Raw genomic sequence first — 14560 nt, 5'->3', positions numbered from 1 at the left:
AATTTAATTTAATGCACTTGCAGTAACGTATTCCGTTCCACTATCTCTTTTTACATAGCCACCTGAACTGTTTTCAGTAATAGAGACATTAAATGCTCCCAAATTTATGCCACCAGTAATAGTACATTTGGCTTCGTAAGCAATATAATATGCATAAATAATATCAACATATCCATTTATACCTCTCTTTATTTCTTTTGCTTCCATTCTAGAGTTGGCTGTATAAGAAGAACCTGGTCTCGTGTAAATTTCTGTATGTTCTGAGAAATTGCTTATCGATTTCTGCCCATTTTCTATTGTTCCTGTTACAGTTCCAGTTGTAATAACCGAAGCATCTGGCATGAAGAAAGATCCAAGAATTCGTTCTCCTTTGATGATGTTCTTGTTTATACTGTTTTCGTTTTCTGTTCTTGATTTAATGCTAGGTATTTTCCCGAAAGTAACTGAATCTTCTAATTCAATCGTTTGTTTTATTGTGATATTGGACAATATATTATCATATTTTATGCCACCACTTTCATCTGAAACCAATGCCATTGTTGAAAACTTATTAGTCTTATATTCCCAATTCAAAATAACGGCTTCTATTCCTGTGTTGTAAATAGAATCTAGAAAATTACGTTGTTTTTCAATCCATTTTGCTGAACTTGTTTCTATTGATTCAATTGGTAAAAGTCTAAAAGAATTAATAGGATCATATACAGGAAAGAGGCTATTTTTATTTAGTATATATTCTTCTATTTCCTGTTTATCAATAAGCCCTTTATAACTATATCCTTTCAAAACTAATCCTAGTTCACCTAAACCGATATCTTGATTCTTCATTATTAGTTCCAGCTGCTTTTCCCATCCTAATTCTTTTATTTTTTCATTCCATTCCTCTATCTCTTTTTTGCTATAAAAGCCATCGGATAAATAGAACTGTCTTACATCAAGTACTAAATTCTTCTTTTGTAAAAAAGAAGAATCTTTATAAGTATCATTACTGCAACTGTATATATACCAAATTAAGATAAGCGAAAGAAATGTAATAATCGGTGTTTTCATATTTTTATTTATTGATAATTTCAGCAATAATAAAGTGCTGATTTTGAACATAATTGAATTATATTTAAGATCATGGTTTGTTTGCAAAATAAGTGCATTGGTATAACTTAATTGTACTCTTTTATGCCGAATTTCTGTCAAATTAAAAATGTCTTTTCAGAGTACAGCAATGTCGCTGTAGAGTATCTCTCAATTGCTTGATTTTTAGGAGATAATCTGTATTTGTAGGAATGATAGAGTACAACTGGATTTTACTTTCTTTTGTTGGCTTCACGATAATCCTTAGGAGTCATATCAAACTTTCGTGTGAACTCTTTGTAGAAATAGGCACGGCTGGAGATGCCTACATCTGCAATGATATCTTGTATTGATCTATCGGTGGTCAATAATAATCCAGCTGCTTTCTCTATTCGGTAATTTTTGATTAGATCGCTAGGTGAGATTTCAGCAATCTCCTTATATCTGCGATAAAATTGTCGGGGACTCATTGCCATTTGGTCGGCAATGAATGTGGTACTTAAGTTTTCTTTATTCAGATTTTGTTCTATGATATGCGTAACTTTCCAAATAAAGTTTATCTGATCCGTCGTAGTACATTTCATTTGGTCGGGTGAAATGCCGAGTTTCAATGTAACTGTTTCACGTATTTGTTTGATATACTGGCAGGATGATTCGCATGTGATCTTTTCGTCACTATTTATTGAAAGTTGTTTTACCTTTTGTTTAAGTTGAGAACATCTACGCAATAAATAGAAAACAGTACCTCCAATTCCGATTATCAATAGAATATATATTATATAAGCCAACATTGATTGATACCACGGGGATACGATTGAGATAGGTATAGTCATTGTTTTGTAGCTGTCAATAACATCTTTTTTATAACGGATATTGAGGGTGTACTTTCCAGCTGTAATATCTGAATAAATAGCTTCATTATTGGGCGAAAAGTTAGTCCAATCCGTGTCTTTCCCTTCAAGTTTATATGAATATTCTATCTCACTTCCCGTCAAATAATCCGGTACTGCAAACGTAAGAGCAAAAGATGTTTTCGGACCAGGGATATGCAAGGTCTTACCATCAGGGGTATAATAGTGAGAGAGATTGACTTCTTTACTTTTTATTTTAAGTTTTCGCAGGATGATGTCCGGATAATAACCGGAAGGAGTAATCACATCTTTATCCATATACAACAAACCGTCTGTTCCTCCGAATAAGAGTTTTTGGGTATAAGGACATTGATAGTATGCGTCGTCGCTGAATTCTCCAATTTGCACACCACTACTGTAGTAGTAACCATGTGAAGAGTCATTTTTAGGATTATATTTGATAATACCTTTATTTGTAGAAAGCCAAAGAAAACCATTGCCATCTTCCAAAATGCCATGAATCATATCATTAAGCAATCCTTCTGCCAATCCTACATAATGAGGTTTTAATTTACCATTTTCTTTAGTGAAGCTGACTAGTCCTGCAGTTGTGCCTAAATATATTTTCCCATTCTTGTCTACATAAGTGGATAGAATATCATCGACTGATTTATGTAATATTTCTTTAAGAGATATAACCTGATATTTTTCAGTTTGTTTATTCATCTTAATCAAGCCATTGTTGCGACTGGCAAACCATAAGATTGAATCTCCTTCGGGTATCATTGAAAAAAGCGAATTGATCTCATGCTGTTCGCGGAAGAAATGAAATTTCTTTTCTTTCTGAATGCTGGGAAGAGCCTGTACCTTTTTGAACCAGGCCTTATGAATACCGTCTTCAGAGGAGGATAACCATAGTGTAGAGTCGTTTTCCTCGTATATCTTGTGTATATGTACAAGCAGATTGCCTGACGGAGGGAGTATAGAGTGAAGTTTCTTATCGTCATAAGAGTAATAATATAGTCCGGTATCTCCTGTTCCCAACCAAAAACCATTTAAATAGCGGCTTTGCTGCAATGTAAATACTTCGAATTCTTTATCCCATTTTGAATAGGAGGTAGCATTTTGTATATCGTAAGGTGAATATATTTTTGCTTTTGTTACATCAATCCCTCTCTGAAAATCAGGGATATATATTAAGCCATCACCTTTGGTCCCGCACCATAGTCCGCCATCTTTATCAGTCATCAACGAACGTACTTGCCGGGTTAAGTTGGATGAGAGACTGTTTAATTTTATGTTGGTAGCTATTGAGTGATCTTGTGCATACATAATAGCCCCTTGCCCGTCCGATCCTATCCAGAATATTCCTTGATGGGGATCTTTGTAAATACTGAAAATGCAAATATTACGGTTTAGGATACTTTCCTCATATTTCTTTGACGCTCTGAGTAATATGAGTCCATTGGTTTTGAAGCCGATGATTATATCTTCGTAAAAGGGTATAATTCCTTGTACCGAACCATATTTTTCAAGTAATGAGGATATGTTACGAGTATAAATTTTAGATTTACCGGCTATGTCATAAATATATAAGTCTTTCTCAATATCTACAAAACATAGTATTCCGTTTTGATAAGAAATGAATTCCAAAGGTTTGGAATGAAAATGGTAAGGGGTGACGGTGAGTTGGGTATTTAAAGTATCTGCCCCAAATGAATTGAGAGAAAACTTATATAATTCGGTAGAACGATTGGGAAAAAGCCATAAATCGCCATCGTCGGTGACAAAAGCGTGGCTGTTTGGATCACCCATTTCTATATCCGGCTTTTTTATCTTGATAAAACGATGGTGGTAGGTGTTATAATATCGTATGCTATTGGTACCTATCAACCAAGTATTTCCGTTTTTGTTGGAATGAGGAGAATGAAATCCCGGAAATTCGTAATTAGAGACGATTTCTTTTGAAGATAGTGAGAAACGATTGACTATTTGATTTCCGGAGATCCAAATGCAGTTACTGTCTGCTTGTTGAATAGCATGTATGATATTGTTGCTTAACGTTGTCTTGGCAGAGAAATCGGAACGGAAAGTTTCTATCTCTTTTCCGTCATAACAGTTAATGCCGTCATAAGTGCCAATCCACATGATTCCGGTATTATCTTGAAATATGCTTATTACAGCACTATTAGATAGACCTTGTGAATGATCTATCTTTTTGAAGGAATAAGAATTCCGTTCGTTCTCCGCCAAACACGTAAATGAATAAAGGAGAGTCGATAGTATAAGTAGTAAGCGCATTTTTGTTATTAGGATTAGAATACTATTCGGTTTGAAGTTACAAAGTTAATTTTTCAAGCTTAATTAGCAAATTCATTGTTTAATTAATTCTGACTATTCTTTATAAGCAAGCGGTTATGTTTTTCGGACATTATAAAATGCATTCTTTTATATATTGACTTGGATTTGAGATTAAGTATTTAAATTGTTTCAAACAAGTACTTGATTCACTTGAATCAACCGCATGATTTGGAAAAAGTATGTGGTAAACTTACTCAAATCAACCGCAAACGTTGAGTGAGACAAGCGGTTAATCTGATGCAATCAACTATACGTTTTGGGTGTACAAACTATGGGAAGTTTGTTTTCAATCATTGCGGTCTTTTTTTCAAAGATAAGGAAGAACGGAAACAAACATTGTGATCTTTTTCTCAAAGCAAATACTTTGTTTTATACGAGGAATAGTATTTGAAAAAACATTCTTGTTTGTCATATGGGAGCATAAGTTTCTTATTTATTAAATAAAGACATTGCGTCATCTACATTTGAGAACTAAAAAAATAGAGAAGTTCAGAAAAAAAAGATGACGCAATGCAATGGATTGATCCATAGTAGGATATATCAAAATATGAAGGATGAAGGAATGGTGTTTAACTTCATTCTAACACATTGAAAAAGGAATCATTTACTGGGATAAATCAACATGCATATATGGGCGTATGAGTATTGGTCCCATTAAACCAGAAGGTTGTAGCTTATCGTCAGCCCTCCAATGTTTCCAGGTCGTGAATGTTATACGTTTAGACGAGCGCTTTTCCGGTTTTTCTAACCAGTTCGGCCAGCTCTTCGGGAGCCAATCCCCCCATTCACAATCTTCAGGGTAATGGGCATCACCGATCAGACGGTTTGGCCATAAATTGGTAACACGTATCTGTATGTCATTTTCTCCTGCCCGAACCGCATCTCCCAGATCAATATGGAACGGGGTTCTCCATAATATACCTAGTTCCTTGCCATTCACAATCACTTCTGCTATTACACAAACCCTCCCTAGATCCATTTCTAAAGATATTTCCGGTTGTACATATTCTTTTGGAACATAAATTTGTTTCCGATAAGTTGCCGTACCTGAGAAGTAACGAATGCCTTCGTCTGAAGATTCCGACCACGAATATAACTCTTTAAATTTAGCTTGTGAAGGTGCTCCTAAGTTTGGTGGGAAACTAACATCCCATGCTCCTTCGATTTTTAGAGGTTGTGGAATGGATTTTACACATCCTTTTTTGATGTCTCCTGATACCATAGTACATTCAATAGTACCCGTTTGTGGAGTTATCCAGGTCAATTTCCCATTTTCAATGGCTAACTTAGGCTCAGGGTTGTGTTGCGTCAAATTTACAGTTTTCCCTTCCGGTATTTCCCATTCAAAGACTTCTCCTGCTGCGGAATAAACCAAACGTAACTTTTTACTTTCTTTATTTCTACCTGTCACTGATTTACCTATAAGGCTGTCATCAACAGGGAATATCAAATTTAGAGAACTGATTCTTTTATTTATCTGTTGTGTTATATCGATAGGGGGTGCTGGCAAGTTTCCGTCAAAATCCGGTGCAAATCGTCCGTAAAGAGCTTTTATTAATTTTAGTTCTCCGCTTTCTCCTTCTGACGGTATAGTGAGGGTCTGTGATTCGGGAACACATTTTTTATAGAGTTTTCCTCCTACACTATATTCTAACCTCATTTCTTTTTGAACTCCGGGAGCAGGGTCATTTACAATGTTATTGTCTGCTGTTATCTGTAATTGGTTCCCTTTGATATTATTTGATAATATATCCGTTACATCTACCATACCTTCCGGGAGGAAAGTTCCATATTCGGCTTTGATAATTTTCAAATCGGGAAGAGCTTTTGTTTCAATACTAGACAAATCTTGTTTCACTGCTGCGATGGGATTATTGATTGTAAAATGCTCATTTCCACTTTTGAATATGATAAAGAATGATTCTTCCGGTGTAAAGCTGAGAGGAATAGTTGTGACTCCTCCCTCGCATTGCCATTCGGCAATAGTCTCCATCTTTCCAGTTTCTGCATTCCAAAGTTCAGGTGGTTGTTTTCCTGAAACACGAAACGTACATATTTCTTTCCGATACTGTTTCTGTTGATTAGATATAAAGTAAATATCCTCATTATCTGTTATCCGATGAATAAAAAGAAGATCAGAACCACTTAATCCAGCAGAAAAATCCGGTTTCAATTTTGCACGTTTTAATGCATCCTTTACTGATATATTACAAATAAGTGCATTCTTACTATTTGCAGCATTTGTTCCCCACAGTTCATCTGCTAGTTTTTTTAATTTATCATCACATTGCGGGAATCCTTGGAGACTTGGAGATTTCAACGGTTTGGGTCCAATAATCGTTGCTCCCTTTTTAGCGAGTTCTTTTAATTTCAGTAATAATTCAGGCGTCATCTTCTCATTTTCAGGTAGTACTAGAATTCGATATTGACCTCCTGTAGGTGTCTGAATCAGAGTATTATTTACCGTTAGAGAAGCGATCTTATTGATTCCTATTTCATCATAATCGTATCCCAATGCTTTAATATCTTGTCGATATATCCCATCGTTAGGTGAAGACTCCCCTGTAAAGACTAATACATCAGCAGCACATCGCCCTTGTTGAAGCAGAAATTGTGAACGCGCTAAATAGTCCATGTATGCTTTTCCCTGTTCCCACCAAGTGTTCAAACGGCTTATCTCCGTACCATACATATGGAATGTCATGCCTGGAGCTATGTTCCATGGTTGATGTGCATAAGTATGGAAAATGAAACGATTGACTCCTTCTGACCATGCCCAGTCACCTAAAGGTTTCAGTGTAGCTGGTTGATTCAACCATTTGCTATGATTATTGTCGGCAGTAAAGGCTTCGGCACCTACTTCTGCTGTACCATTCAGATGTGCTACAGAGGCTGCTAACTTTGACATTTCTGTAAAGACCTTGCCACCTACCCAGAATTCACTCATGGGTATATCACCAACAGCACCGGATTGCATACAATTGAAAGGACCACCGTATGGTTCTACGGAAAACTTCATACCGTATTTATGACATAGCTCTTGAAAATAACCAAAATAATTATCCGCCATCAATTCACCAATTGTTTTCCGGAAATCCCAAAGAAAGCGTTCGGAGATCTCACCACTTTCAACATAGTATCCGGCTAGGGTAGGGAGGTAGGAGATACAATCATACTTACAACGTTTGGCAAACTCTTTATCAAAGCCTGTAGTCCAATTTCCACAGCCTACTTCATAACTATCTATTAAACAATTAGTCAAATTAGTGCCCACAAGCGGGCCTAATTTTTCTAATATTGGATGAATTCCACCTTTCCAATAAGCGTCTACAGCGGCTTTGCTAAGTTTATCGCATTCCAATCCTTGTCCCGTACCGTTTGCTGGCCGATTCTTTGTTCCGGTAGGAGTATGTCCAATACGAAGAATAGTCCATTTGCCGGCAGGTGCTTTCCATTTTAAGTTGCCATCAGAAGACATGTTGGATGTCAGATTGATTATTTCCGATTTCCGTACCAAAGCTGTTTGTGGAATAACTTTTTCATCCGGTAGCAAATGATTGGGAAAAGAATGACCTGACAAGGTTTTTAATTCAAGATTATCCAATCGAGTTTCGTTCTGTGGAGTAGGGAATGCTAATATAGCAATATCTTTGTAATAGTTTAATTTTGTGGTTGGTTGTGGCAATTTAATTAGAATCTGTTCACCTCCATTACACTGTTTTTCGCTATATACTATTGTTTGCATTGCAAATTCAGGGGTTATCCAGGGACCTCCGCTTGATGACCAGCCGGCACCATTATGGAATCCGATTTCAAGTCCCAGTCGTTTCGCCTCTGAAACAGCAAAATGAAAAAGTTCTAACCATTCAGGAGATAAAAAGGAAGCAGGCCCTTCAGGATACCCTTGATCGACATTAAAGATTTGTGCTTCTTGAATGCCTACACGTTTCATAGCTTCCAAATCCGCAGTAATTCCTGCTTTGGTTACATTTCCATTGATCCAATGCCACCAGGTACGTGCTTTGGCAGATGTAGGGGGATATTGAAAACCTGTATGTAGATGTTGAAAACCTGTATTTAAAGGCGTACCTCCAACCATAGTTACAAAGAAGCAGGCTATATAGATTAAAAATATTTTTTTTCTCATACTCAGAATTATAAGATTTGATTTTAATATTATTTTGAAAAAATGTATTTGTGATGCCATTGAATGATTCGGCTTCTGCATGTACTCTCGACATATTCGGATAGATATTAATTTACCCATTTGTAGACTATAATAGTCTACATCTCAGGTATTAATACTCTATTTCTCAATTATTAATACTCAGGAATTAGACTTTATGACTCTAAGAATATACTCGATAAGTTTTAAATAAATAATTAATATTCAGATTTTTAATTGATATCTCTTCTTGTGGAAATAGTGATTTGCACTTCAAAAGATACCAAGTCTGGATAAAGCGTGGTGTGTTTATAAAGAGGGCAACTTAAATAATGTTTTAAGTGCCCTCCATGTTGTAATTAACTAATTATAAAATAAGTCTTGGTATGCAATTATGAGACTCTAATCATTCTATTTTAATTTGAACTTAAAATTATATTCTCCAGCTTCCAATTCTATTGTACGTTCTTCCCCTTTTATATTATCAGGTAAATAAAGAGTTGCACTACTGTTAGCCGGCACCTTTATTGCATAAAGGATGATATTTTTCTTACGTTCCCATTTCGAACAAATCTCGCCGTAAGGTGACTGGTGTTTTGCTTCAAACTGATTTAATCCGGTCGGGAAATTAGGACGAAGAAGAATATGTTTAAATCCGGGCTGCTGTGGATCAGGGAAAATACCTCCTAAGCCTTTATAAAACCATCCACCGATTTCACCAAACATCATGTGATTATCCGAAATGTCTCGTGTAGCTTTCAAATCCCAGTTTTCAAGCAATGTCGTAGCCCCGTTAGCTATCCAACATCCCCATGATGGGTAAGTATCTTGTGCGGCCACTTTATAAGCAGTTTCCGCTTCTCCATTTTCACTTAATGCATTCAGAATAGCTTTTGCTCCCAATACACCTACATCCAGATGGAAACCTGCTTCTTCTACTTTCTTCGCTAGATTCTTAACTACTTTCTTCTTTACATCTTCAGGAACAATTCCCCACATCAGAGGTACACTTAATTCCGTTTGAACACCGCTGGCATATATACCTGTTTCTTGATTCAGAAATTTTGCATTGATTGCATTTTTAATTTTTTCAGCTAGTGCAGTATAATATGTATAGTCTTCTTGCTTATTAAATAGTTTTGCAGCATTGGCAAGAATTTTAGTATCAACATAAAAGTAGACAGATGACGTCAATTCTTTTGAGGAACCTGATTTTACGGGTACCCAGTCACCTCTACCCCATGAAGTTAATCCATTCGGACTTGTACGATCAACATAGTTCACATACCGTTTGATGTTCTCATAACAGTCTGCTAATAATTTACTGTCACCATAAAACATGTAGATATTCCATGGAATGATTGCAATCGTACTGGTCCAATCCAGTCCGTTGTCTGTTCCATATCCCCAGCCTCCGGTTGGTATAATATCGGGCAATACACCATTAGGCTGCTGTTCGTCCCGGTGATCTGCCAGCCATTTCTCGTAAACGGTAATACCATCATAATTATACAATGCTGTTTCAATCGCGAAATGTCCGTCACCGGTCCATCCATTTTTCTCTCGTTGAGGACAGTCGGTAGGATATCCCATCAGATTGGATAAATAAGCATTATTAGTTGTCCACCATAAACGGTTGATAAGCGTGTTTGAAGTATTGATTTCTCCTTTTTGAGGGACATCGCTATGGGTAAAATACGCAGTCAGGCTATTTTCATTTAATGTGATCGGTTTGTTACTTGTCACTTCGACATATCTGAAACCTTTATAATTGAATCTAGGCATAAACTCATCTTCCCCTTTTCCACTCAAGATGAGAATATCTGTTTGGAATGGATCCGAATCATCTACCGGACGATGGTACACATCAATGTTTGATGTATTCACTCGTCCGTTATCATATATACGTTCTCCATGTTTAATTCTCACAATTGTGCCTTCTTCTCCGGATACTTTTATACGAGTAACTCCTGCCATATTTCTGGCAAAGTCGAATACATACGTAGAATCATTAAACTTCTTGAGAGTTTTTACCGGGATTGTTTCCACAGCACGAATGGGTTGTACTTGTTGAGAGACTACATTTTGAGAAGGTACTCCTCTATAGCCTACACCATGCCATTTTGAATCATCGAAATTTGCTGTACTCCAATCTTTTTGTTCCAAACGAGCATCGTAATGCTCAGCTGTATAAATACTATTGAAGATCAAAGCACCCGATGATGTTTTCCAGTCTCTTTCTGTAGGAATAACTTCTACAGTACCATCTTCATAAGTAATTCGTAAGTCCATGCAAAAGGTAGGGCGGTTACGCCATGGGGCACGATGGAAATCCCATACTGCCATTGATTGATGATTGTACCAACCATTACCCAGCAAAACTCCTATTGCATTTTTGCCTTGTTGCAATTGATCGGTTACATCATATGTTACATAGAAGTTTCTTCTATCGAAACGGGTATATAAAGGATCTAAGCGATGATTGCCTATCTTGTTTCCATTCAGATATAATTCGTATAAACCTGCCACAGCAATATATGCTCTAGCTGATTTGATCTTTTTCTTTGCTTCAAATGTTTTACGGAAATAAGGAGCCGGTTTGTAGTTAATGTCCCTATTATCCCCAATCCATGCACCTTGCCAGTTTTTCATTCCCATCATTCCTGTTTCGAAACAACTAACGTCCGATGAGGAATTTACACCGTCTTTGTCCCAAACATTCACTTTCCAATAATACTTAGTAAAAGGTTGAAGTGCTTGCCCCGAATAATTAATCAGGATATCATCCGAGTTTTTCTTTCCCGTATCCCATACTTTCCCCTTTCCATTAACTACTTCCAGAGAATCACATCCTACCACTATTTGATAAGCAGTTTGTCGTGCTCCTTTTCGTGAATCGTCCAGCATCCACGATAATCTGGGATTGGGATTGTCTATTCCCAAAGGTTTTACCAGATGGTCACAAATAAGATTTATTGGCTTACATGTATCTTGCTTTTGAGCAGATGCAAGTTGTAGTACGGAAAGTGCTAACGCAGTGCATAAAAAGAATTTTTTCATTTCAATTATTATTATGTGTTTGCTTTAATAATCATTTAATAATTATTGTTCGTATCATAATTTAGGTTTCAGCATATCAACTTTTAATATGCTGTTTGCAAAAATAGCGGATGTTTAGGTCTTTGTATGTAAGAATAATGATTTTTTTGATTACATTTTTGACACGAAGGCCAGGAAAATACCCTAAAAAGAAAATAAATGGGGCTTTTTGTATGAGAAACAGATATCTATAGACTTTGCTTCTATTTTATTTTAACTAAGATATGCTGCTGTGTTATTTGTAATAAATCTAAATAATAGGCTTTTTATTAAACTAACTCGAGAAGCTTCTGTTTATAAAATAATGTAAATAATGGGGGCTTAACTTCTTTAATGCAATACCATATTTCCATATATGATGTAAGCTAAATCGGTATATTATATTTTTGTGCAAAGTTTTATTGAATTCGATAAATGCTGAATAGTAAAAAGAGTGAAACATTAGAAACCTATATCTTGGGTGATGATCTAAGATATTACGAAAATTTGAAATATCTTCCTTTAACTCCTTATCCATCAAGTATACAATCTGCTATGATTGTATATTGTTTTAGGGGAAAAGCGCAGATTCAGGTGCATGACAGCATGCATTGGATAATGCCCAAAGAGTTAATGATTTTATTTCCGGGACAATATGTGTCATTTAATGAAGTAAGTGCCGATTTTCAAACTATTACATTGGTTATCTCACTTTCTTTGCATAGTGATGCCCTATCTGGTGTGCCTTTATTTTCTCCTCATTTCTTTTTTTACATGAGAAGTCATTTTGTTTATCGTCAATCAGAAACAGATATTCAGCGTCTATTTAATTTTTTTGGATTGGTGAAAGAGAAGATAACCTCAAGTGATTTATATAGACGTGAATTGATTACTCATTTAATAAGGTATTTGTATTTGGAATTATATAACTATTTTCAGAAACAGGAAACTTTATTTTTGGGAAATAGACAAGAAACTCGTAAAGAGGAATTAACTAATAAGTTTTTTGCACTTATCATGGAACATTTCAGGGAAAATAAAGATGTAGCTTTTTATGCTGATAAATTGTGCATTACCTCTAAATATCTGTCGATGGTTATAAAAGAGACTAGTGGGAAATCTGCTAAAGACTGGATTATAGAATATATTATATTAGAGATAAAAGCTTTGCTAAAGAACACTAATCTGAATGTTCAGGAAATAGCTCTTAAAACAAATTTTGCTAATCAATCGTCTTTGGGACGTTTCTTTAGAAAACATACAGGAATGTCATTGTCACAGTATCGGATAGCAAGTTTGGATGGAACGGGAGAGGTGCTTAAATAATGAAAGAAACTCTTATATTATAAGCTCGTTTAAGAGTACATAAAAGTAGATATAAATCAAAGGAGCAGTAAGGCATAATGCAAAATCTGCTCCTTTGGTCTTTATTGGTTAGGATATATTTATTCAGATTCCCATGCATTCACGATAGAAATCCAACATTTCGAAAATCGTATCTTTATCTGTTGTTTGGTTTATACAAATATCTCCGATGTCTTTCAGCAAAGTGAAATTGATAGTGTCTGAAGTATTCTTTTTATCATGTGTCATAAGTGCATACAGCTGTTCATATTGTTTGCAGTCGAATGTGAACGCTCCATAGTTTTCTTTGATGAATTCGATTGTCTGTCTCATCTTGTCTTTAGGGAACCCGACTTTAAGATGCGATAGATATAATTCACAGACAATTCCCCATGCTACAGCATAACCATGCAAGAGCGGGCGGTTTTCTGCTAGAGCTAAACTCTCAAAAGCATGTCCTACGGTATGTCCCAGATTCAAAGCTTTACGTATGCCATGTTCAAGAGGGTCTTGTTCCACGATGTCTTCTTTTACTTGTACAGATTGACCGACTAATCGTTTTAGATAAGAATAGTCAATAGTAGAAGTCTCAAAATTTAATAATTCAGCCCAATGAGCTGTATTGCTGATCAATCCATGTTTCAGCATTTCAGCATATCCGGAGAAGAAATTGTGTGCATCGAGACTTCTTAAGAATTCTGTTTCAATCAAAACACAGTCTGCCGGAGCAAATGCACCGATTTCATTTTTCAGTCCATTGAAGTTAATACCTGTTTTACCTCCTACGGAAGCATCTACCATGGCTAACAATGTAGTAGGAATATTAATATAAGAAATTCCACGTTTGAATGTAGCAGCAGCAAAGCCTCCTAAGTCAGTAACCATTCCTCCTCCTAAATTGATAAGTAATGAATGGCGGGTAGCTCCTTTTTTACTTAGCGTCATCCATACGGAAGCTAATGTGTCTAATGTTTTATGTACATCCTCGGGACCGATACAGATTTCAATCGCATCTTTAAGATAAGATACTTCTTTTAAAGCAGGGAGACATAAACGCTGTGTATGCTCGTCTGTGAGAATGAATAACTTGTCGTGCGGACATTTTTTTATGGCACGATCGAGACTTGCTTCCAGGCTTTCGCAGAGAATAACTTCTTGTTTACTCATGATTCTTTAGCTTTTTCTTGCTGCAAATGTATATAAAATATTTTTTTTACTTACTTTTGTCTCATTAAAACATAGAATTTATGAAAGCATTACTACCAATATTCAGTCGTCCTTTAGGATATCTTGTTCTTATAATCTCTTTATTTATACTTCCTGTATTATATATGAATGGAATGGTCAATGATCAGAATCTCTTGTTTTATAAAGAATGTACAAAGTTGCTGATGATGGCAGGATGCTTAATGATAATATTTGCATTGAATAAAAATGAGAGTCGTGAAACTGAACAGATTCGTAATACAGCAGTTCGTAATGCTATCTTTCTAACATTTCTTTTTGTTTTTGGAAGTATGTTATGGCGTGTCTTCCAAAAAGATGTTATCAATGTAGATACTTCCTCTTTTCTGACTTTTTTGATATTTAATGTGCTTTGTTTGGAGTTTGGTCTTAAAAAAGCGGTAGTTGATCGATTATTCAAGAGATAGTTTTTATTTAAATTAAACCTTTTACGATTCAATTTGTCAAAAAG

Annotated in this window: 7 protein-coding genes; 2 read left to right on the top strand and 5 right to left on the bottom strand. The window is 35.8% G+C overall.

All coding sequences use genetic code 11. The annotated features are described in order from the left end of the window. Nucleotides 1-3: 3 nt before the first annotated feature. The 4 genes from EJF25_RS20915 to EJF25_RS20900 form a co-directional block, all read right to left on the bottom strand. Nucleotides 4-1188 (bottom strand): hypothetical protein, encoded by a 1185-nt coding sequence (locus EJF25_RS20915; protein ID WP_125042584.1) that lies wholly within the window; start codon nt 1186-1188, stop codon nt 4-6. Nucleotides 1189-1298: 110 nt separating this feature from the next. Next, entirely contained in the window at nt 1299-4217 is a 2919-nt protein-coding gene (locus tag EJF25_RS20910; RefSeq protein ID WP_125042583.1) for a two-component regulator propeller domain-containing protein, read from the bottom strand. 664 nt (nt 4218-4881) lie between these two features. Further along, nucleotides 4882-8424, bottom strand: coding sequence for a glycosyl hydrolase (locus EJF25_RS20905; RefSeq protein WP_200832963.1), 3543 nt, complete (start codon nt 8422-8424; stop codon nt 4882-4884). A gap of 429 nt (nt 8425-8853) precedes the next feature. Continuing rightward, nucleotides 8854-11502, bottom strand: a complete 2649-nt coding sequence (locus tag EJF25_RS20900; RefSeq protein WP_125042582.1) for a glycoside hydrolase family 78 protein — start codon at nt 11500-11502, stop codon at nt 8854-8856. Nucleotides 11503-11955: 453 nt separating this feature from the next. Between EJF25_RS20900 and EJF25_RS20895 the strand changes: the two genes are divergently transcribed. Then, nucleotides 11956-12846, top strand: coding sequence for a helix-turn-helix domain-containing protein (locus EJF25_RS20895; RefSeq protein WP_125042581.1), 891 nt, complete (start codon nt 11956-11958; stop codon nt 12844-12846). A 123-nt stretch (nt 12847-12969) separates the two neighbouring features. Here EJF25_RS20895 and aroB read toward each other — a convergent pair whose 3' ends face one another. Further along, the gene (gene aroB / locus EJF25_RS20890) at nt 12970-14031 is read right to left on the bottom strand and encodes a 3-dehydroquinate synthase (RefSeq protein ID WP_125042580.1); all 1062 of its coding nucleotides are present in this window, start codon (nt 14029-14031) and stop codon (nt 12970-12972) included. 80 nt (nt 14032-14111) lie between these two features. On the opposite strand from aroB, the gene EJF25_RS20885 reads away from it, so the two are divergent. Further along, nucleotides 14112-14516: a hypothetical protein gene (locus tag EJF25_RS20885; RefSeq protein ID WP_125042579.1), complete on the top strand. Its 405-nt coding sequence runs from the start codon at nt 14112-14114 to the stop codon at nt 14514-14516. The last annotated feature ends 44 nt before the right edge of the window (nt 14517-14560 follow it).

The sequence above is a fragment of the Bacteroides faecalis genome (assembly GCF_003865075.1).
Taxonomy (GTDB): domain Bacteria; phylum Bacteroidota; class Bacteroidia; order Bacteroidales; family Bacteroidaceae; genus Bacteroides; species Bacteroides faecalis.
The sequence above is the reverse complement of the archived record's forward strand: the minus strand, read 5'-3'. Positions and strand labels throughout refer to the sequence as shown.